21 protein-coding genes are annotated in these 19,691 nt (G+C 36.1%); 16 read left to right on the forward strand and 5 right to left on the reverse strand.

The features are described 5' to 3' along the window. The first annotated feature begins 5 nt into the window (after positions 1-5). The 11 genes from IP358_RS03540 (at position 6) to IP358_RS03590 (ending at position 10,588) form a co-directional block, all read left to right on the forward strand. The gene (locus IP358_RS03540) at positions 6-2,090 is read left to right on the forward strand and encodes a TonB-dependent receptor domain-containing protein (RefSeq protein ID WP_006803211.1); all 2,085 of its coding nucleotides are present in this window, start codon (positions 6-8) and stop codon (positions 2,088-2,090) included. A 93-nt stretch (positions 2,091-2,183) separates the two neighbouring features. Next, positions 2,184-2,999 carry a peptidylprolyl isomerase gene (locus IP358_RS03545; protein WP_006803210.1) on the forward strand — a complete coding sequence of 272 codons (816 nt, stop codon included), beginning with the start codon at positions 2,184-2,186 and terminating at the stop codon, positions 2,997-2,999. 8 nt (positions 3,000-3,007) lie between these two features. Beyond that, a complete protein-coding gene (locus tag IP358_RS03550) occupies positions 3,008-3,931 on the forward strand; it encodes a class II fructose-bisphosphate aldolase (RefSeq protein ID WP_006803209.1) in 924 nt (307 codons plus the stop codon). Between the two features lie 12 nt (positions 3,932-3,943). Then, on the forward strand, positions 3,944-4,507 hold the full coding sequence (efp, locus tag IP358_RS03555; protein WP_006803208.1) for an elongation factor P: 564 nt from the start codon (positions 3,944-3,946) through the stop codon (positions 4,505-4,507). 9 nt (positions 4,508-4,516) lie between these two features. Next, positions 4,517-5,092 carry a DJ-1 family glyoxalase III gene (locus tag IP358_RS03560; protein WP_006803207.1) on the forward strand — a complete coding sequence of 192 codons (576 nt, stop codon included), beginning with the start codon at positions 4,517-4,519 and terminating at the stop codon, positions 5,090-5,092. Further along, positions 5,089-6,327, forward strand: a complete 1,239-nt coding sequence (locus tag IP358_RS03565; RefSeq protein WP_006803206.1) for a murein transglycosylase domain-containing protein — start codon at positions 5,089-5,091, stop codon at positions 6,325-6,327. Before IP358_RS03560 ends, IP358_RS03565 begins: the two co-directional genes overlap by 4 nt. Further along, positions 6,327-7,040 (forward strand): arginyltransferase, encoded by a 714-nt coding sequence (locus IP358_RS03570; RefSeq protein WP_006803205.1) that lies wholly within the window; start codon positions 6,327-6,329, stop codon positions 7,038-7,040. Before IP358_RS03565 ends, IP358_RS03570 begins: the two co-directional genes overlap by 1 nt. A gap of 2 nt (positions 7,041-7,042) precedes the next feature. Next, positions 7,043-7,879, forward strand: coding sequence for a phosphatidylserine decarboxylase (locus tag IP358_RS03575; RefSeq protein WP_083781407.1), 837 nt, complete (start codon positions 7,043-7,045; stop codon positions 7,877-7,879). Then, the gene (nadA, locus tag IP358_RS03580; protein ID WP_083781408.1) at positions 7,863-8,858 is read left to right on the forward strand and encodes a quinolinate synthase NadA; all 996 of its coding nucleotides are present in this window, start codon (positions 7,863-7,865) and stop codon (positions 8,856-8,858) included. The genes IP358_RS03575 and nadA overlap by 17 nt, the downstream gene beginning before the upstream one ends. Before the next feature lie 12 nt (positions 8,859-8,870). Next, positions 8,871-9,698 carry a carboxylating nicotinate-nucleotide diphosphorylase gene (gene nadC, locus IP358_RS03585; RefSeq protein ID WP_006803202.1) on the forward strand — a complete coding sequence of 276 codons (828 nt, stop codon included), beginning with the start codon at positions 8,871-8,873 and terminating at the stop codon, positions 9,696-9,698. Positions 9,699-9,706: 8 nt separating this feature from the next. Then, on the forward strand, positions 9,707-10,588 hold the full coding sequence (locus IP358_RS03590) for a thiamine-phosphate kinase (RefSeq protein WP_006803201.1): 882 nt from the start codon (positions 9,707-9,709) through the stop codon (positions 10,586-10,588). A gap of 32 nt (positions 10,589-10,620) precedes the next feature. Here the strand turns inward: IP358_RS03590 and IP358_RS03595 are convergent, their stop codons facing one another. Genes IP358_RS03595 through folD form a run of 5 tightly spaced genes read right to left on the reverse strand, consistent with a single transcriptional unit; the run spans position 10,621 to position 13,750 of the window. Next, positions 10,621-10,959 carry a hypothetical protein gene (locus IP358_RS03595; protein ID WP_006803200.1) on the reverse strand — a complete coding sequence of 113 codons (339 nt, stop codon included), beginning with the start codon at positions 10,957-10,959 and terminating at the stop codon, positions 10,621-10,623. 9 nt (positions 10,960-10,968) lie between these two features. Further along, on the reverse strand, positions 10,969-11,394 hold the full coding sequence (gene rpiB / locus IP358_RS03600) for a ribose 5-phosphate isomerase B (protein WP_006803199.1): 426 nt from the start codon (positions 11,392-11,394) through the stop codon (positions 10,969-10,971). 8 nt (positions 11,395-11,402) lie between these two features. Then, a complete protein-coding gene (locus IP358_RS03605) occupies positions 11,403-12,083 on the reverse strand; it encodes a site-2 protease family protein (RefSeq protein ID WP_006803198.1) in 681 nt (226 codons plus the stop codon). Further along, positions 12,084-12,899 (reverse strand): signal peptidase I, encoded by an 816-nt coding sequence (lepB, locus tag IP358_RS03610; RefSeq protein ID WP_006803197.1) that lies wholly within the window; start codon positions 12,897-12,899, stop codon positions 12,084-12,086. Continuing rightward, positions 12,899-13,750 (reverse strand): bifunctional methylenetetrahydrofolate dehydrogenase/methenyltetrahydrofolate cyclohydrolase FolD, encoded by an 852-nt coding sequence (gene folD, locus IP358_RS03615; RefSeq protein ID WP_040498830.1) that lies wholly within the window; start codon positions 13,748-13,750, stop codon positions 12,899-12,901. Before folD ends, lepB begins: the two co-directional genes overlap by 1 nt. A 171-nt stretch (positions 13,751-13,921) precedes the next feature. Here folD and IP358_RS03620 point away from each other — a divergent pair, with 171 nt between their 5' ends. The 5 genes from IP358_RS03620 to IP358_RS03640 all read left to right on the forward strand — a co-directional run bounded on the left by IP358_RS03620 (position 13,922) and on the right by IP358_RS03640 (position 19,687). Then, complete coding sequence (locus IP358_RS03620) at positions 13,922-14,251, forward strand: c-type cytochrome (RefSeq protein ID WP_306820936.1); 330 nt, start codon at positions 13,922-13,924, stop codon at positions 14,249-14,251. Between the two features lie 143 nt (positions 14,252-14,394). Continuing rightward, entirely contained in the window at positions 14,395-15,960 is a 1,566-nt protein-coding gene (locus IP358_RS03625) for a 4Fe-4S binding protein (protein ID WP_101357024.1), read from the forward strand. Further along, positions 15,953-16,555: a TorD/DmsD family molecular chaperone gene (locus IP358_RS03630; RefSeq protein ID WP_101312916.1), complete on the forward strand. Its 603-nt coding sequence runs from the start codon at positions 15,953-15,955 to the stop codon at positions 16,553-16,555. The genes IP358_RS03625 and IP358_RS03630 overlap by 8 nt, the downstream gene beginning before the upstream one ends. A 73-nt stretch (positions 16,556-16,628) precedes the next feature. Then, positions 16,629-16,823, forward strand: a complete 195-nt coding sequence (locus tag IP358_RS03635; protein WP_006803193.1) for a twin-arginine translocation signal domain-containing protein — start codon at positions 16,629-16,631, stop codon at positions 16,821-16,823. 26 nt (positions 16,824-16,849) lie between these two features. Further along, entirely contained in the window at positions 16,850-19,687 is a 2,838-nt protein-coding gene (locus IP358_RS03640) for a molybdopterin-dependent oxidoreductase (RefSeq protein WP_083781406.1), read from the forward strand. The last annotated feature ends 4 nt before the right edge of the window (positions 19,688-19,691 follow it).

Raw genomic sequence — 19,691 nt, forward strand, 5'->3', positions numbered from 1 at the left:
TTATAATGCGTAAAAGTTTATTCTCAATTCCATTGATGGGGCTTTTATATCAAGGATTGTATGCACAACCAGAGAAATTTTTGTTAGAGGAGTCTGTTGTTAGTGCTTCTGGGTTTGAACAAGACATTAAAGAGGCTCCAGCTAGTATTTCTGTGATTTCAAAAGATGAGATTTTAAATCGTCCTATTAGGGATCTAGGAGATATTGTCCAAGAGGTTCCGGGGGTTTCCACAATGGTTGGCAAGACTGGAGCAACCACAATCCAAATGCGCGGTATGGCTTCAAAATATACTTTGATTTTAGTTGATGGCAAGCGCGTAAATATGGATAGTGGATTTGATGGAAATGGGTTTGATTCTACAAGTGGTTTTATTCCTCCAACAAGTATGATTGAGCGTGTGGAAGTGATTCGGGGTCCAGCCTCAACGCTCTATGGAAGTGATGCAATGGGTGGCGTGATTAATATTATTACCAAAAAGAATGCAGATAAATTTACAGGTTCGGTGGCTTTTGAGACAAGATTGCAGGAACATCACGATACTTGGGGTAATTTGTATGGAGTAAATTCCAGTGTATTTGCTCCAATTAATGAAAAAATTTCTTTTAATTTTAGGAATAAAGTTTATTATGGAGAACGAAACGCCTTTTACCAAAAAGATATTCCCGGATTTACGCCAACAGGACAAAATCCTTATACAAGTCACTCTCCAACTGGGTATCGCAATATAGGAGTTGGCGGAAGAGTGAATTATGAATATGATTTAGAGAATAGTTTTTATGTGGATTTTGATTATGGATTCCAACGATTGGGGAGTTTAAATACTTCAAGTCGTAGTGTTACAGCAGTTAGGGATTATCATCGCTATAATACCATATTAAATCACGATGGAAACTACACTTGGGGTTCTATGAATAATTACATACAATATGCAAATACAACAAGGATTCCGCATAAAAATGTGAATATTGGAGCAAATGCGGGAGAGCCAAATCGTGATGCGCTTGTAGAAAATCAGAATCTTATTCTTAGTTCAACTTTAAGAAAAAATTTTGATTTTGGGAGTAATGGAGCCTTGATTTTAAGCGGTGGTCCTTATTTTAAAAATGAGCGTTTGTTTAATCGTGATAATAGGTTTGATAAAGACTCTAATCAGTTTGCACTTTTTGGTGAGGGAGAATATTTTTTCAATGAATATATTTCTACAACTGCTGGGCTTAGGGTGAATTATGATGAAACCTACAAGGAATTTTTTAATCCACGCTTTTATATCAATACATATCCTTTAGAGTGGCTAACTTTAAAAGCTGGGATTGCAAGTGGCTTGAAGCTTCCAGAGCTTAACACGCGATATAATGGTCTTTATGATATAGATAACAATAATATTGCAAAATACGGTAATGAGAATTTAAAAGCAGAAGAAAGTTGGAATTATGAATTAAGTGGAATTGTGGAATCGCCTTTTGCAACATTTACACTAACAGGATTTTATACAGACTTTAAAAATGCTATTAGCACGCAAAATTATGGAAATGGTCAAGCTTTGCCTGATGGGTATGGAAATTGTGGGTATGCAGAGTGTTCTATTTATGAAAATGTGGATAAAGCTATTATTTCAGGTTTAGAACTTTCAATAAAAACGCAGGCACTGCTAACACATCTAATTCCAAATGGGGTTTATGTGGATTTTAATTATGCTCTTACAGAAACAGAGCGCAAAAGTGGAACAAAGAAAGGAACTGATTTAAATGATGTTCCACGCCATAACCTTTCTACAAAACTTACCTATAAAACTAGCAGATTGGATACTTATATACGCTATGTTGGCAAATTAAAAACCCCAACAAGCAATACACATACTGCAAATGTAGGACCAGGAGAGTATTTTAAAGATGTGCATACAATAGATTTGGGGATGAATTATCGCTTTATGGGTGGTTGGACGCTTGGAGCAGTGATTAATAATTTGCTAGATAAAGATTTTGTGGATTATACGACTTATATGGATGGAAAAAGGATGCGCTATACAAATAATTATCAGAGAATGATTCCCGGAAGGAATCTTTGGCTAACATTGCGTGCAGAATTTTAAAAGTTAATGTAAAGTATTTAAGTATAACTTATTAATTAAATATTTAAAAATTTAAGGTAGAATTTCAAAAAATTTCATAAAAAAGGTTTGATAATGAAAAAGATTTTAGCAAGTTCAGTGATTGCATTTGCATTGTTACAGGGCGCGAGTTTTGCCAAAACTTATGCTGAGGTTAATGGAGCTGATATTACAGATAGAGATATTGCAACTCTAATGCGTGCAATGCCTGGTGTTGCATTTGACCAACTTCCATCAGAAGCAAAAACGCAAGTCATTAATCAAGCAATTGAAAGAAAGCTTTTAATTGAGCAAGCTAAAAAAGAAAAAGTGCAAAATTCAAAAGAATATAAAGAGGCAGTTGCGAGCGTTGAAGAAGACTTAATGCTTGAGATTTGGATGCGTAAGCAAATGGATAAGGTAAAGGTTTTAGATTCTGAAATTACGAAATTCTACAATGAAAATAAAAGTAAGTTTGTGCAGCCTGAAACAATAAAAGCAAGTCACATTTTAGTAACCAGTGAAAGCGAAGCAAAAGCAATTATTGCAGAACTTAAAAAAGCTGGAAAGAATGTCGCAGGTAAATTTGATTCTCTTGCGAGAGAAAAATCTAAAGATGGTTCTGCACAAAATGGTGGAGAGCTAGGTTATATTGCTAAAAATCAAGTGGTTCCAGAGTTTGCAAATGCAGCTTTTAAGCTCCAAAAAGGTGCATATACAACAACTCCTGTTAAATCACAATTTGGCTATCATGTCATTTTGGTAGAAGATAAAAAGCCAGCCGGCACAATTGCTCTAAAAGACATTAAAGGGCAAATTGAGCAAAATTTAAAACTTAAAAAATTTCAAGAAGAAATTAAAAAAGAAGGTGAAGAGTTGCGCAAAAAAGCTAAAATTGAATTGTCAAAATAAGGAATTTTATGCGAGTTTGTGGAAGCGTTATTTTAGATAAGGCAAATAAGGAAAATTATGGAGTTGGTGCTTTTAACTTTGTTAATTATGAAATGCTAAGCGCAATCTTTGAAGCTGCGCATTTGAAAAACTCCCCCATTATTGTGCAAGCAAGTGAAGGTGCGATTAAGTATATGGGAATTGATATGGCAGTGGGAATGGTTGAGATTTTATCTAAGCGTTATCCACATATTCCCGTTGCTTTGCATTTGGATCATGGAACAAGTTTTGAGTCTTGTGTGAAAGCGATTCGTGCAGGCTTTAATTCCGTAATGATTGATGCAAGTCATCATCCCTTTGAAGAAAATCTAGCAGAAACAAAAAAAGTTGTTGAGGTGGCGCATATCGCAGGTGTGAGTGTAGAAGCGGAGCTTGGGCGTTTAATGGGGATTGAAGATAATATTTCTGTGGATGAAAAAGATGCTTGCTTGGTTAACCCAAAAGAAGCAGAAGAGTTTGTAAAACTCTCCAAAGTAGATTTTCTAGCTCCAGCCATTGGGACAAGCCATGGTGCATTCAAATTCAAAGGTGAGCCAAAACTTGATTTTGAACGCTTAATTGATGTTAAAAAACGCACGCAAATTCCACTTGTTTTACACGGAGCAAGCGCAATTCCGCAAAATGTTAGCGAAGCGTTTTTGGCGAGTGGTGGCGATTTAAAGGGGAGCAAGGGTGTTCCTTTTGATTTCCTAAGAGAAGCAATAAAGGGTGGAATTAATAAGATTAATACAGATACAGACTTAAGAATTGCCTTTATGTCTGAAGTGCGTCGTGTGGTAAATGAAGACAAAACACAATTTGATCTAAGAAAATTCTTTGCTCCTGCAAAAGAATTTATGATAAAAGTTATTGCAGAGAGAATGGATATTTTAGGCAGTTCTAATAAAATCTAAAAAGGGAAAATTATGGCATATTCTATGGGAGATTTAAAAAAAGGTTTAAAAGTTGAGTTAGAAGGGATTCCATATAGAATCACAGAATATCAACATGTAAAACCAGGTAAAGGTGCAGCGTTTGTGCGCGTAAAAATGAAATCATTTTTAGATGGCAGAGTGCTTGAGAAGACTTTTCATGCAGGTGATAAGTGTGAAGAGCCAAATTTGCAAGAGCGTTCTATGCAATTTCTGTATCACGATGGCGATCATTTTCAATTTATGGATAATGAAAATTATGAACAAATTGGTTTGAGCGATGATCAAGTGGGCGATGTAGCAAAATGGATGATTGATGGAATGGCTGTTCATATTATGTTTCATAATGGTAAGGCAATTACAGTCAGTGTGCCACAAACTGTTGAGCTAAAAATTACTGAAACTCCACCAAACTTCAAAGGTGATACAACAAGCGCTGGTAAAAAGCCTGCTACGCTTGAGACAGGGGCTGTTGTGCAGGTGCCTTACCATGTGTTAGAGGGGGATTTAATCCGCGTAAATACAGAGACAGGCGAGTATTTAGACAAAGTCAAATAGGGGCGATGTATGAGAGTGAGTGTTCTTGTTGCATTGGCAAAGGGATTTGAAGAGCTTGAAGCCATTAGTGTAATTGATGTATTGAGGCGTGCAGGCTGTGATGTGATTGTAGCAAAAGTGGAATCTAAAAATGATGTTTTGGATTCTAACTTGATTGTGGAATCGCAAAAGGGCGTGAAAATCGTTGCAGATAAATTCTTAAGTGCGGTGGATTGCGAATGTTTAGATGGAATCGTATTCCCCGGTGGCTGGGAAGGGACGCAAAACTTAATTGCTTCTAGCTCCCTTAAAGAAGTCTTAGAAAAACTTAATGCAAAGGGTAGAATCATTGCGGCGATTTGTGCAGCACCCTTAGCACTCTTTAAACATGGAATCCTAAAAGGACAAGCATTTACCTGTTACCCTAGCATTGAAAAAATGATTGAAAATCCGCAATACAAAACTGATTCTAATGTGATTCAAGATGGTAATCTTATCACTTCAAGAGGTCCTGCAACGGCTTTGGAGTTTGCCTTTTATTTAGCAAGCGTTTTTGTAGGTGAACAAAAAGCGAAAGAATTAAAAGCTGAAATGTTAGTCCTTTGAAACTCTCTTTTAAAGCTTTAAAGATTTTTAGCATTAGTGTTGCTTGCGTAGCCCTGCTTAGTGGCTGTTTGTTGGGCTATAAGGATTTGATTTATAATCCTAGCATTTTGGCAAATGGAATTTCAAAAGAGCAGGTAATTAAAAAAGCAGTAAATTATGCGCTAAATCCAGAACAACTTGAAAAAGACATTGCAAATTTGCAGATTAATTTTAAGAAGGTTGTTGTGGCTTTAACACAAAATGCTTCGAAAAAATGGGGTGAAAAAAATACTCCAATTGCCTCACAAGATATTTATGTTAAATATACAGATTCTTATCTCTCGCGTGCGCAAGTAGATTTTACTAAGGGTGTGATTTCTGTTGCGACTTTGGATACAAAAGATCCAAAGGCATCGTTGAAAAAGGCAATTGTTGCAACATTGCTAACTCCAGAAGATCCTGAGCAAGTAGATTTGTATTCTGATAAAGAGATTGCTTTTAAAGGAAAGCCGTATTTAGCGGAGTTGGTTAAAGATAATGAAGGCAAAGTTGTGCTGTATCCTTGGCGTGCCAATCGCTATGCGGATTATTTGATTGAAAACAAACTCCAAACTACGCAAATTACAGAAAAAGGGGAGAATAAGAAGGTTTATTATGTGCAATTTGATATGGTGACAGATCACGAAATTAAAAGTGAGCATAAATATGGGGAGTATGTTGCGCTTTATGCAAGGGAGTATAACTTAGAGCAAGCATTGATTTTTGCTATCATTAAAACAGAGAGTAGTTTTAATCCTTATGCGGTTAGTCATATTCCAGCTTATGGACTGATGCAGGTAGTTCCTGGCAGTGCTGGTAGAGATGTTTATAAAGCTTTAAATAATAGGGATGGGATTCCAACTAAGGAGATGCTATTTACGCCTAAAATTAACATTCAATATGGTTCGGCATATTTAGATATTCTTTTTACGCGCTATATTAAAGGTGTAAATAATGCCTTATCACACGAATATTGCGTGATTGCGGCGTATAATACAGGTAGTGGGAATGTGCTAAGTGTCTTTGATAAGGATCGAACAAAAGCGGTGAAAATTATTAATTCTATGACTTCAGCAGAAGTGTATAGAAAACTACGCACTTCCTTGAAGTATGAAGAAGCTAGAAATTATCTTCATAAAGTTACAAATGCTAAAAAAGATTTTCAAAAAAACGCAACCACAGCACAAAATACAAGTTTGAAGCTTAGCTTAAAGTAATGGAAGTTTATGAACTTATCCAAGAGCCACGCCCTTGTAGTTATCTTTCAAATTTAGAAGCGAAATTTCATTATTTTTTTATTAAAGATTGCACGATTCCTTTTTATGTGCATTTGCTAGAGAGAGGTTGGAGAAGGTTTGGGAATTATTTTTTTGCGCCAATTTGTGAAGCCTGTGAAGCTTGTGTTTCTATTCGTCAAGATTGTGAAGAGTTTGTGTTTTCAAAATCTCATAAACGCATTTTAAGAAATCCCATAACCTTGCAAATTAGGCGTCCTTGGGTAAGTGAAACACATTTAATATTGTATGATAAATATCATAAAAAAATGCAAGACAAAAAAGGCTGGGAATACCATAATATTACGCTTGAGACGTATTATGATACTTTTGTTCAAGGCTTTTTAGATTTTGGCTATGAGTTTGATTATTATGTAGAAGAGCAGCTTGTGGGTGTGGCGTATGTAGATGTGATGGCGCAAGCTGTTTCAGCGGTTTATTGTTTTTATGATCACGATTTTTCGCAATATTCTATTGGAACATATTCTATTCTTAAACAAATAGAAATCGCAAAAGAGTATAATATTAAATATCTTTATCCGGGTTATTGGATACAAAATCACGCATCAATGGGCTATAAAGAGCGTTTCAAGCCTTTTGAGATTTTGTGTAATCGCCCAAATTTAGAAGAAAATCCCCTTTGGGCAAAGGAGTAGTTTTGCATTATACAAACCTTTTATCTTGCTTGTTTGAAAAATTTGCTTCTTATGCGTTTCCTTTCAGGCTTCAAGGCTGGATTAATAGGGCGTATGTTAGAATTTTTGATATTAAACTTGATGAGTTTGATACGCTTGCAAGTTATCCTACATTAAATGCGCTTTTTACGCGTTCATTAGTCAAAATGCGAAGTTTTGATAAGATGGAATCTAATATGATAGCTCCTTGTGATTCTATGATTATGGAGTTTGGGGAATGCGTAGATAATCGTGCTATGCAAATTAAAGGAAAGCATTATTTTATAAGCGATTTTATAAAAACAAAGCTAGATGAAGGTTATTGTTATGTTAATTTTTATCTCTCACCTAGAGATTATCATCGCTTCCACGCTCCGCTTAATTTAAAGATAAAACGCCTAGAATTTATCACAGGAGTGCTTTTGGGTGTAAGTGAAAAGGCTCTTTTAAGATATAATGAAGTTTTTACTAAAAATAAACGCGTTGTGCTAGAGTGTGAGGATGATTTTGGTGAGATTTTGTATTTTGTAGCCATTGGTGCATTAAATGTAGGGAGAATCCAAATTAACTTCGCGCCTGAAGTTACAGGATTCAAGAAGTCTCAAACGCTACATTTTGACACGCCTATTATTGTAAAAAAGGGCGAAGAGATAGGAAGTTTTTTAATGGGATCAACTATTGTTTTATTGAGTAAAAATTGGAAATATGATTTAAAGCTTAAGGAAAAAGTCTATTTTGGGCAGTGTATTGCTAAAAAAACTAATAAAAAATTAGAATTCAAAATCAATGAAAGGAAGTTAAATGATGAAAATGCGCATTAAAGAGTTGTTAAAAGAGCTTGATGCACTTCTTGTGGCGCATTATTATCAGCGCGATGAAGTGGTAGAAATGGCAGATTTAACAGGTGATAGCCTAGAGTTATCGCGCAAGGCAAGTGCAAGTGAAAAATCAAAAATTATTTTTTGTGGAGTTGGATTTATGGGGCAGAGTGTGAAGATTTTAGCTCCAAATAAGCGTGTTTTTATGCCAAAAATTGCGTGCTGTTCTATGGCTAGAATGATTGATGATAGTTATTTTGACACTTCTATTGCGCAACTTAAAGAGTGTGGGATTACAGAGGTTTTTCCTATTACTTATATTAATTCTAATGCGGAAGTTAAGGCAAGGGTAGCGGAGCTTGGCGGAGTAGTTTGCACAAGCTCTAACGCTTCTAGGATTTTAAAATATGCTTTGGAGCAAAAGAAAAAAATATTCTTTTTGCCAGATTTTTGTTTGGGGCAGAATCTTGCCAGGGAAAATGGTTTAAAAAGTGCGATTTTAGGTGTGGATAGTGTGGATAAGATAAAGAATGCTGATGTGATTTGTTACTATGGATTTTGTTCCGTGCATCAACTATTTAGCACAAAAGATATTGATTTTTATCGCACAAAATATCCGGGAATTTTAATAGCGGTGCATCCAGAATGCCAGCCTGAAGTTGTAGAAAGAGCAGATTTTGTAGGTTCTACAAGTCAAATTATTAAGTTTGTGCAAGGCTTGGATTGCAATCAAAAAGTCGCTGTTGGGACAGAGTTTAATTTGGTAAATCGCTTAAGAGTTCCTGTTAATGGAATCCAAAATACCTTTGTGCTAAGTTCCACAAAGCCAGAGTGCCCTACAATGAATGAAACAGGGATTGAAGATGTGCTAAAATGCCTAGAAGCCATTAAGAAAAATAAACCCTTTAATGAAGTTTTACTTAATGAAAATATTGCAAAAAAGGCAAAACAGGCATTAGATAAAATGTTGGAATTATCTTAAAAGGAAGGAAAAATGCATAAAATTTTGTTAGATGATTTTTTAAAAGAAGTGCTTAAAGAAGATATTGGGCGTGGGGATTTGTATATGCGTATGCAAAATGAGATAGAGATTGAAGCTTATATTATCGCTAGAGAAGATGGAATCCTATCTGGTAAAATGTATGTAGAGCGTTTGTGTGAACTGCTAAATATTGAGTGTGATTTTACTTTTGAAGATGGAATGCCTTTTAGGCGAGGTGAAAAACTTGTAATGTTTAAGGGCAAGATGTCTGAGATTTTAAGTGCAGAACGCACAATTTTAAATCTTTTGGAGCATTCTAGTGGGATTGCAACGCTCACACGCAAATATGTGCAAAGGATTGAAGGCACAGATTGTATGTTGCTTGATACGCGCAAAACTCGTCCATTGCTTAGGGATTTTGAAAAATACTCCGCGCGTAATGGCGGTGCTGTCAATCACCGCTTAGGATTAGATGATTGCTTAATGTTAAAAGACACGCATTTAACAAGGATTTTAGCGCTAAATAAATTTGTCAAAGATATTCGTAAAAAGATTCCATTTACTGCAAAGATTGAAGTAGAATGTGAGAATTTACTGCAGGCAAAAGAAGCATTAGAATCAGATATTGATATTTTAATGTGTGATAATATGGAGCTTGAAACGATTGAAAATGTTGTAAAGATGCGCAATGCAATGGCTCCAAATGTTCTTTTGGAGGCTAGTGGTAATATTACACTAGAGAATATTTTAGATTATGCAAAAAGTGGTGTAGATGCGATTTCATCAGGAGCTATTATCCATCAGGCAGTTTGGGTGGATTTAAGTATGAAGATTGATTAAAGTAATGAATGCAAGATAGAGAGAAGGCGTTTATCCGCGCATTAATCCAAAGTGGCGCGACAGAGGGAATTGGTGATGATGGAGTGTTGATTGCTAGGGATTGCGCGGGCTATGTTGTGGCAAGCGATGCGTTCTTTGAGGATGTGCATTTTAAGCGTGCATGGGGGAGTTTGGAAGCCATTGTGGAGAAGTGCTTTGCTGTGAATCTCTCTGATATTTATGCAATGAATGCGATTCCATCTTTTTGTCTCTTGACACTTGCTTTGCCAAATGGCTTTAAGGAAGTTGGGAGATTGGCTAATGTAATAGGAAAATGTGCTTTAAAACATAGAATTAAAATCATTGGTGGAGATACGATTGCTGGAGAGAAATTGCATTTCTCTTTGACGATTTTAGGTAAAAGACAAGGTAGAATCCTGACTAGAAAAGGCATAAAAAAGGGTGATATTCTAGGTTACATTAGCCCAAATAGCGTTCTAACACATTGTAAAACTCAGGCTTTTGGTGGCAATATAAAAGCACTAAAAACTGCATTGCGATTCCATAAAAATAGCAAAATTCAAAGCAATACGCGCTTTGCAAAACCTATTTTATATCCTAAAATGCTATTAAGGCTAAATGGTATAGCAAGGGTTGGAATGGATATTTCAGATGGAATTTTTATGGAGCTTTCACGCCTTAGTCGCCTCAATCACTTGGGTTTTAAAATTACTAAATATAAGGGAGAGTGGCTGTATTCTCCAGAAGAGTATCAAATGCTTTATGCAATTCCTAAAATGCGATTAAAAAAAATGAAAAATCTTGCAAAACAATATCGCCACGCATTTATTCCATTTGCTCAAGCGGTGTGTGGAAGATTTATGGAATCTAAAAGGAATTGGCACGCTTAAGTAAGTTAAGCTATATTTTCTAAAATAATTTGTTAGAGTAGAGCTTCTATTTTTTGTTCTAAGTCTTTGATTTTACTTTTGTATTTTTCGCTCTCTACACGGTATTGAGAGTTACGCTGTTTTAAGGCTTTTACTTCATTGCGTAAAGCGGTAATTTCATCAGTTAGAATATCAATATTTCCTAGCGCTCTTTGAAGTTGTAATTGATGTTTGCGGATTAGAATTTCTGCTTCTTGTAAAGTGAGCTTCATTACAGCACTATTTTTTTCCTCTTTTTGGGCAATGCTTTTGTAAAAAAAAGTTTTAACAACCATAAACAGGACAAATAAAATAAAAGCTGTTAGAAACAGCCATTGCGTAAATTGCGCCATAAAGATTCCTTATTGTAATTTTCCTATGCGACAAGAGTGGCGACCACCTTCAAAAACCCCTTCGCAGAAGCTTTTTAGAATACTCTCTACCATTCCGATTCCAACAATACGCGCACCAAGACATAGCACATTGGCATCATTGTGGGCACGACTCATCGCTGCGCTATAAGGTTCTGCACATAAAGCAGCACGGATACCTTTATGCCTATTTGCAGCAATACTCATTCCAATTCCACTTCCGCAAATTAAAATTCCAAAACTTCCTTCATTATCCAAAACTTTTTCACATAAAGTATTTGCAAAATCTGGGTAATCCACGCGTTCTGCATCTAAGGGTCCTAAATCCACAACTCTATGTCCCATTTGTTCTAAAATCCCAAGAATAGAACCTTTTAACATAAATCCTGCATGATCACTTGCTATAAAAAATTGCATAAATCCTCCTATAAAAGCAAATTGATAATATATTGCACTGGAATAAAGATTAAATTTGATAATGGTGTGCTCAAAATAATGATAAGTATCAGCATTCCAGCTATTGGTGGAATTTTATTAAAAATTCTTGCAAAGAAGTCGTTTTTAAACATTAGCCCAAAATATGCTACTGCGTTTGCGCCATCTAAAGGTGGAATTGGAATAAGGTTAAACACAGCTAGCACAACATTGTAAATTAGAAGTTGCAATAAAAAATAAAGACAGAGTAATAAAAGAAAATTTCCATTTTCTAATGTGTTAATTCCGCTAAAAATATCGCTTCCTAACGCATAAATTAAAACACTTGCAAAAACTGCTAACGCGAAGTTATATACCACACCTGCCACTGAAACACCAAAAGCTCCAAAATATCCACCATTATAAATCACACGATCAATGCGTACAGGGACAGGTTTAGCCCATCCAAACAAAAAGGGAGCATTCATTAAAAACAAGGATCCGGGTATTAGAATTGAGCCGATTAAATCAATATGAATGATAGGATTTAAACTTAGGCGTCCTGCATCACGCGCTGTTGTGTCACCAAATCTTAGAGCAATATAGCCGTGCATTATTTCGTGTCCGATGATTGCCACTAAAAGTGCGGTAACCATTATAGGAATTTTATAAATTAGTGGGATTTCAAACATTTAGGATTCCATCTTTCTTTTTAAGGCTTGTTTTTCTAGGCTTTCTACACTTTTTCCAATGCGATCCCAGCGGATATTAAAAGAATCATCCCAACTAAAGTAAATAAACCAAGGCTTACCTACAATGTATTTATAAGGTACAGAACCCCAAAAGCGAGAATCACTGGAATTATTGCGATTATCCCCCATCATAAAATATTCATCATCTTTTATGCTTGTATAAAATGCAACTTCTCCATTACTTAAATGCACGGGCGCCATTGCAATTTTTTCTCCATTGTGAGAGAGAATTTTAAGCTGTTCAAAAGCACTTAGCTTTTCATTTATGTATTGCACGCCTGCGTGATGTTTTGCATAAGGCTCGTAATAAAATGTCTTACCGCCAAATTCTAGAGTTTTTGCGCTTGTGTCTTTGTAGCTAGAATCGCTACTAAAATATAGCCATAGCCCATCTTTTGTATAAAGCACTTCATCGCCACTAATGGCAACATTGCGCTTAACAAAATGGATTTTTGGCGCATTGGGATCGCGGAAAATTACAATATCTCCGCGTTTTGGTCGTTCCCCTTCAATTAAGTGCCCATTTTTATTAAAATCTGGCAAAACTTGCACTTCAATCCATGGGATTGTAGGTGTTGGGATTCCATAAGAGAATTTTTTAACAAAGAGATTATCACCGATAAGTAGAGTATTTAGCATACTTCCACTTGGAATTACAAAGGCTTGGGCCAAAAAGAAAATAATCCCCAAAACGATAATAATCGTCCCAACCCAACTATTAATGAAAGCGTAAAATTTAAGCAATAGAGTTTTCATTATTTACCTTTAATGCGGAGCTTTGCTGCTTTTATGGTATTTTGTAGCAAGGAAGCGATTGTCATTGGACCTACACCTCCAGGAACTGGTGTAATAAAGCTGCATTTAGAGAAAACATTAGAGAAATCCACATCGCCGACAATTTTACCATCATCTAATTTGCTAATCCCTATATCTACAACAATTGCGCCTTCTTTTACCATATCTTGTGTGATAAGGTTTGGTTTGCCTACAGCTACACATAAAATATCTGCTTCTTTGGTATGTCTGATTAGATCTTTTGTATAAATATGACAGAGTGTAATGGTTGCATTTTCATTTAAAAAGAGTGCGCCTAAAGGTTTGCCAACAATATTGCTAGCCCCAACTATCACGACATTTTTTCCTTGTAAGGGAATATTATAGTGTTTTAAAAGTGTAATGACTCCCATCGGCGTAGCCGGAATAAAGCCATCAAGATTTGAGAAAATGCGCCCCATGTTAAAAGGGTGGAATCCATCGACATCTTTGTGAGGAGCAATAGCTTCTAAAACAGCGGTTGTATCAATGTGCTTGGGTAATGGAAGTTGCACTAATATTCCATCAATGTTTGGATTCTGATTAAGCATTGTAATGGTTTGTAAAAGGGATTCTTGTTGAATATTTTCTGGCATTTCGTGTGTGATAGAGTAAATTCCAGTGCGTTTGCAAGCTTTAGCTTTCATATTAACATAGCTTTGCGAAGCTGGATTGTTACCCACTAAAATCACAGCAAGACCTGGAGTTATACCTTCTTTATTTAAGAATTGCACTTCTTGATAAATAGCGTTTTCAATATCTTGCGCAAGTGTCTTTCCATCTAAAATTTGCATCACAAACCTTTAAGGATTAATTTTTAAAAGAATTTTGCAATTATAGTAAAAGAAAGTTTTTTATACCTTTAAGCTTGGTTAGAATTTACTAAAAGCTTTTTTTGAAGTGTGTTCAAAACTAAAATCTGCTATGATTTGTCAAAAAAATAAGGAATCTAAATTTTGCGTTTTGTGATGGTTTTAGTCTGTATGATGGAGTTTTTAATTGCTGAAGAGAGCTTTATTACACCTTTAGAATATGGAAAAATGCTGTATGAAAATCCGCGTGGAATTGGTTGTGTGGAGTGCCATGGGCAATATGGACAGGGTGACAAAATTGCAAATTACATACATAAAAATCAAGCTAAATCAATCCATGCTCCACGCATTAATAACCTAGATTTTACTGCTTTTAAAAACGCTTTACAAAGTGGGAAGCGTGTGATGCCTAAGTATTATTTAACTTCTGATGAAATTGAAACAATTTATAAGTATCTACAAAGTGTTAAACAGAATCAATAGTTATTTTTTAAAAAATAGAGTCGTTTGAAATATTTATATAAAAATAAGTATAACCAAAAAAGTTAAAAATTATTGACTTTCTTATTCTTAAGGGGGTAAAATTATGGCTAAAGATAATAGTTTATTATAAGGTTATTGCAAAAATGCAAATCGCAAATGCTTCTAATTCTTTGCCATTTGGAAATCTTTTATTGGATAAAAACACTTCGGATTATAATGCCAAACTAACGCTCTTAAATAGTGTGCAAGAGATTGTAGATGATTTTGTGCTAGAAGTAAAGCACCATCGGAATATTGATTCAAGACTTGCGGTTGTGTATGCAAGTGATGATTCACAAGAAAATGGAGTGATTCCACAATCTGTGCAAGAATTTGCGGAGTTGGCACAAGATTTTTTCGAAGTTTCTTTATTGGATATTGCGCTTTTAGAGAATTTTAGCGGAAGTTTTGGTGCGTTTAATGCGCGTTTTCACAATGGTAATGTGATAGAGTTTTCGCAAGTTGTGATGTTTGTGTATGAAGAGGAGTTATTGCGCTTTAAGGGTGTGTATAATGTGGCGGATTTTCAAAACGCTAATGGGCTTTTAGAAGCATTGCGTGAAAATTTAGGTGAGTATGGTTATAAGGATATTATTAGCTATAAAGAAGATTATTGCCAGTATCACCATAGGCGTGAGAAGCATTGCGCAAAATGCGCTGAAGTGTGTCCTACCTTTGGTGTGGGATCAAATGATTCTTTAATGGAACTTGCTTTTTCAATGGTGGATTGCATAAATTGTGGAGCTTGTGTTGGAGTGTGTCCTACAAATTGTTTAGAATATGAAGAGTTGCCAAAGGAAGGCTTAGAAGAGATTATTGAGCTTTATAAGGGGCAAAAAATCTTTTTATGCGCATTTAGTGATTATGAAAAATTAAGCACTAAAAATGTAACTTTACCGGAATTTTTAATGCCTATGGTTCTCCCAAATCTCTTAATGCTAAATGAAAATGATTTATTAACAATGCTTCAAACAAGTGGCAATGGAATCCTTGTTTATGGAGAAAGTTTAAGCTCGTCCATGGAGTTTTTAAACAATATCACTCAACAAATTTATAAAAAAGATTCTATCTTTTTGGTTAAAACTATAGAATCACTTATGGAAATCGCACAAGAATTGCCATCAGTGGAATCATATTTATATAAAAACCGCTATAACAAGCCTTTTAGAGAATCTTTTGCGCAACGCTTGCAATATATGATAAAGGATAATGATTTTGGGCTTGCTTCAAGCGTGGTTAAAGAAAACAGCGCACCTGTGTTTTATGGAGATATAAAGGTTGATGCTAGCAAATGCACACTTTGTTTATCTTGTGTGGGTGCTTGTAATGTGAATGCAATTTTTGCTAGAAGTGATGATTTTTCTTTACGCTTTAATGCATCTCTTTGCACAACCTGTGGATATTGCGTAACTTCCTGTCCGGAAAATGTTATAGAACTAAGTCGTGAAGGGATTGCCCTAAATGCGGGATATTTTAAAAGCAGAGAAGTGGCTAAAGATATGCCATTTTTATGTGTGGAGTGTGGCAAAGCTTTTTCGACGCAAAAATCTATTGAAAAGGTAATGGGAATGTTAAGCCCAGCATTTAGCTCTGATTTCAAAAAGATAAAAACAATTCAATGTTGTCCTGATTGCAAAGTAAAAGTTATGTTTGGAGATGCAAATGCTTAATAATCTAAGCCCACAAGAAATGCAAGATTTGAAAAAAGCGCGATTGTTGTTCTATGATTTTTTCTATGGATTGTTTGTGTTTGAGCTTTTAGAAGGGCGTGTGGAGCTGGCAAAAAAGCAATTAGAAATTTTACAAAATGCTCCTTTTGATGAGTTTTCAGAGACTAGCATTGTGCTTTTAAGGCAAGAATTGGGAGATAATGGAATTCAAAATATAAAAGAGGAGTTTTCGCGCCTTTTTGCCTTGCCTTTTGGCGAGAAGCAAGTGGGAATGCACTTATCACATTATTATGAGAATTGTATCGGTGCAGAATCGCTTCTTAAAATGCGTGCTTTACTTAAGAAAAGTGATGTGCGTGTGGAAACTTCGGAATTTAAAGAGAGTGAAGAACATTTGGGATTCCTATTTGGCTTTATGCGCCATTTAATTGAGAGTGAAAATACAGAGCTTGAAGAAGAAGTTTTTTTGTTTATCAAAGACGCTTATATTGGATTAATTAAAGAAATTAGAGGGCGCAAAGATGCGAAGTATTATCGTGCTTTGGCTGATATTTTAGAAGGATTTATAGAGTTTGAAAGTGATTTATATGCGTAATTCCACTAGGGCTTTTTAAGGGTAAAAAGTCTTCGTGGGATTATCCCAAATCTCAATACAAAGGAGCTAGCTTATGGAAAAAAGTAGGCGTGAGTTTTTAAAAACCACAGCGAAAACTTCCGTTGCTGTTGCAGGTGTAAGCATAGCACTGGCAGGTTGTGGCAAAAAAGGCACAAGTGAGAATCTTGTTCGCGGAAAATCACCAAAGACAGAGATTCTTTATCAAACAAGCAAGCAATGGGAATTGTATTATTCTGTTGCAAAATAGCAAAATAAAAGAAGGAAGGCAAATTTATGAGCGAAGCAATCAAAAGACGCCAAACTAGACGGGCGTTTTTGAAAATGACAGCTCTTGGAAGTCTAGCTGGTGCTAGCGTAGCTTTAGGTAATGATAGCCAAAAAACTATGCGTCAAGCAACTGCGCAAGAGCTAAAAGAAAGGTATCCAAATTCCCAAAAAATTAAGACCATTTGCACACATTGTTCGGTGGGTTGCGGGATTGTAGCAGAAGTTGTTGATGGTGTGTGGGTGCGCCAAGAAGTTGCACAAGATCATCCAGTATCTCAAGGTGGGCATTGCTGTAAGGGTGCTGACTTGATTGATAGGGCAAGAAGCGAGACAAGATTACGCTATCCTTTGGAGAAAAAAGATGGCAAGTGGGAACGCTTAAAGTATGATGAAGCAATGGATAAAATTGCAGCACAATTAAAGCAAATTCGTGAAGAGAGCGGTCCTGATGCAGTTATGTTTTTGGGGAGTGCAAAATGTTCTAATGAACAAAGTTACTATATTAGAAAGTTTGCGGCATTTTTTGGAACAAACAATATAGATCACTGTGCTAGAGTTTGACACAGCCCAACAGTTGCCGGTGTGGCAAATACATTTGGGTATGGTGGTATGACAAACCATCTTGGCGATATGATGTTTTCTAAATACATTCTTGTTATTGGAGCAAATCCAGCAGTTAATCACCCAGTATCTATGGTGCATATTTTGCGCGCAAAAGAGCAAGGAGCAAAACTTGTTTGTATTGATCCGCGCTTTACAAAGACGGCAGCTAAATGCGATGAATACCATAGAATTAGAAGCGGGACAGATATTGCATTTGCTTATGGATTGCTAAATCACATTATTGAAAAAAAACTTTATGATGAGCAATATTTAAAAGAACGCGTGTATGGTTATGAAGATATTATGGAAGAAGCTAAGAAGTTTCCACCTGAAGTTGCAGCTGATGTGTGTGGAATTTCAGCGGATATGATCCGCCATATTGCTGAAGAGATGGCAGCAGCCAAGCCTGCAAGTTTAATTTGGAATCAAGGTTTAACGCAACACACAGTTGGAACAAGCAATACTAGAATTATGCCAATTTTACAAATGTTTTTAGGAAATATCGGTAAAAATGGTGGCGGTGTAAATATCTTGCGTGGGCATGACAATGTCCAAGGTGCTTCTGATATGAATAATTTAGCTGATTCTCTTCCTGGATATTATGGATTAGGTGAGCCAGCTTGGAGACATTTCTGTAAGCATTGGGGTGTAGATTATGAATGGATGCTTGGGCGTTTCAAAGACAAAGAAATGATGGGCAAAACAGGATTTGCACACTCCACTTGGAAATTTGGTGTTTTAGAAGAAGAAAATGCTGCAAATAATGGTGGGACTAAACTAAGAGCTTTAGTTGTGATCGGTTCTGGTATGACAACAGTTTCTTTGTTGGATTTACAAAGAAAGGCTATGGATAAGCTTGATTTGGTTGTTTTTGTGGATCCTTATGTTAATGACTTGGCAATCTATAGTGATCGTAAAGACAATCTCTTTATGCTTCCAGCAGCTTCGCAGATGGAGACAAGTGGTTCAGTTGCTGCGACAAATAGAAGTTATCAATGGCGTAGTAAGGTTATGGAGCCTTTATTTGAATGCCGTCCAGATGAAGAGTTTTTGTTTGGTTTGGCGGAGCGTTTAGGATTCTTGGATAAACTCCAATGGAGATTATATGATGTTGCAAAATCTAAGGGTAGAGATAAATTTATTTGGCCAGAAGATGCAACGACAGAACTTACGCAAAGCATTAGAAGCATTGGTTTGCAGGGTATGAGTCCAGAGCGCCTAAAAGCACATCAAGAAAATTGGCATATGTTTGATAAAGTAACACTAAGGGGAACAGGTCCATTTAAGAATGATTATTATGGTTTGCCTTGGCCTTGCTGGAGCGATAAGCACCCAGGAACTCCTGTAATGTATAATGATACAATTCCGGTTATGGAGGGCGGTATGGGATTCCGTGTAAATTGGGGAGTAACAAGTCCGGATGGTCAATCAATGCTTACACAAAGAACATTGCCAGATGCGGTGTATCAAGGTGGGCATGCAGCGGTTACAGCAGCTAATGCAGAATCTTTGGGGATTAAATTAACAGAAGCCGAAAAAGAAGCGGTTGCAGGTTCAACTTTTGCATTGGGAATCGGAAATAATATCCTTGTAGAAAAGGCATTAGAGGCTGGAATTTGTCCTTATGGAAATGGTAAGGCTAGAGCCAAAGTATGGAATTGGTATGATCAAATTCCATTACATAGGGAGCCTTTGCATTCTATAAGAGGGGATTTAGTTGATAAATACCCAAGCTTCCCAGATAAAAAGAATCTTTTTAGGGCTAATGTTAAATACAGAAGTCGCCAAAAAGAGTTAGGGGAGAATAAAAATTGGGTGGATGAATTCCCTGTTAATATGCTTAGTGGAAGACTTGTTGCGCATATGGGAACAGGTGCTGAAACAAGAAGTGCGAAGTATTTGGCTGAAGTTGAAGGTGAAATGTTTGTAGAAATCCACCCGGATAAAGCTGCAGAGCTTAATATCGTTAATGGAGATATGGTGTGGGTTTATGGAACAATGGATACTAAAGTCTTAGTTAAAGCTAAACTTTCTACTAGAGTGGATTATAATAGTATTTGGTTGCCACAAAACTTCTCAGGTATGGATCAAGGAAAATCAAGGCTTGATTATTACCCAGAGGGAACAAAACCTTATGTAATTGGTGAGTCGGCTTGTATGGTTGCAAGTTATGGATTTGATTACAATTCTGCTTGTCCAGAAACTAAATGCGGTTTATGCCGTATTGAAAAAGCGCAATAGGGAG

Origin of the sequence: Helicobacter winghamensis ATCC BAA-430 (assembly GCF_028751035.1) — a bacterium.
Taxonomy (GTDB): Bacteria; Campylobacterota; Campylobacteria; order Campylobacterales; family Helicobacteraceae; genus Helicobacter_D; species Helicobacter_D winghamensis.

Bases quoted from the DNA above. Each gene is read 5' to 3' on its own strand.
- IP358_RS03595 (WP_006803200.1), bottom strand. From the start codon at position 10,959: ATGGCGCAATTTACGCAATGGCTGTTTCTAACAGCTTTTATTTTATTT.
- IP358_RS03560 (WP_006803207.1), top strand. From the start codon at position 4,517: ATGAGAGTGAGTGTTCTTGTTGCATTGGCAAAGGGATTTGAAGAGCTT.
- IP358_RS03550 (WP_006803209.1), top strand. From the start codon at position 3,008: ATGCGAGTTTGTGGAAGCGTTATTTTAGATAAGGCAAATAAGGAAAAT.
- efp (WP_006803208.1), top strand. From the start codon at position 3,944: ATGGCATATTCTATGGGAGATTTAAAAAAAGGTTTAAAAGTTGAGTTA.
- nadA (WP_083781408.1), top strand. From the start codon at position 7,863: ATGAAAATGCGCATTAAAGAGTTGTTAAAAGAGCTTGATGCACTTCTT.
- IP358_RS03590 (WP_006803201.1), top strand. From the start codon at position 9,707: ATGCAAGATAGAGAGAAGGCGTTTATCCGCGCATTAATCCAAAGTGGC.
- IP358_RS03605 (WP_006803198.1), bottom strand. From the start codon at position 12,083: ATGTTTGAAATCCCACTAATTTATAAAATTCCTATAATGGTTACCGCA.
- IP358_RS03635 (WP_006803193.1), top strand. From the start codon at position 16,629: ATGGAAAAAAGTAGGCGTGAGTTTTTAAAAACCACAGCGAAAACTTCC.
- IP358_RS03540 (WP_006803211.1), top strand. From the start codon at position 6: ATGCGTAAAAGTTTATTCTCAATTCCATTGATGGGGCTTTTATATCAA.
- IP358_RS03570 (WP_006803205.1), top strand. From the start codon at position 6,327: ATGGAAGTTTATGAACTTATCCAAGAGCCACGCCCTTGTAGTTATCTT.
- nadC (WP_006803202.1), top strand. From the start codon at position 8,871: ATGCATAAAATTTTGTTAGATGATTTTTTAAAAGAAGTGCTTAAAGAA.
- IP358_RS03545 (WP_006803210.1), top strand. From the start codon at position 2,184: ATGAAAAAGATTTTAGCAAGTTCAGTGATTGCATTTGCATTGTTACAG.
- folD (WP_040498830.1), bottom strand. From the start codon at position 13,750: ATGCAAATTTTAGATGGAAAGACACTTGCGCAAGATATTGAAAACGCT.
- rpiB (WP_006803199.1), bottom strand. From the start codon at position 11,394: ATGCAATTTTTTATAGCAAGTGATCATGCAGGATTTATGTTAAAAGGT.
- lepB (WP_006803197.1), bottom strand. From the start codon at position 12,899: ATGAAAACTCTATTGCTTAAATTTTACGCTTTCATTAATAGTTGGGTT.
- IP358_RS03625 (WP_101357024.1), top strand. From the start codon at position 14,395: ATGCAAATCGCAAATGCTTCTAATTCTTTGCCATTTGGAAATCTTTTA.
- IP358_RS03630 (WP_101312916.1), top strand. From the start codon at position 15,953: ATGCTTAATAATCTAAGCCCACAAGAAATGCAAGATTTGAAAAAAGCG.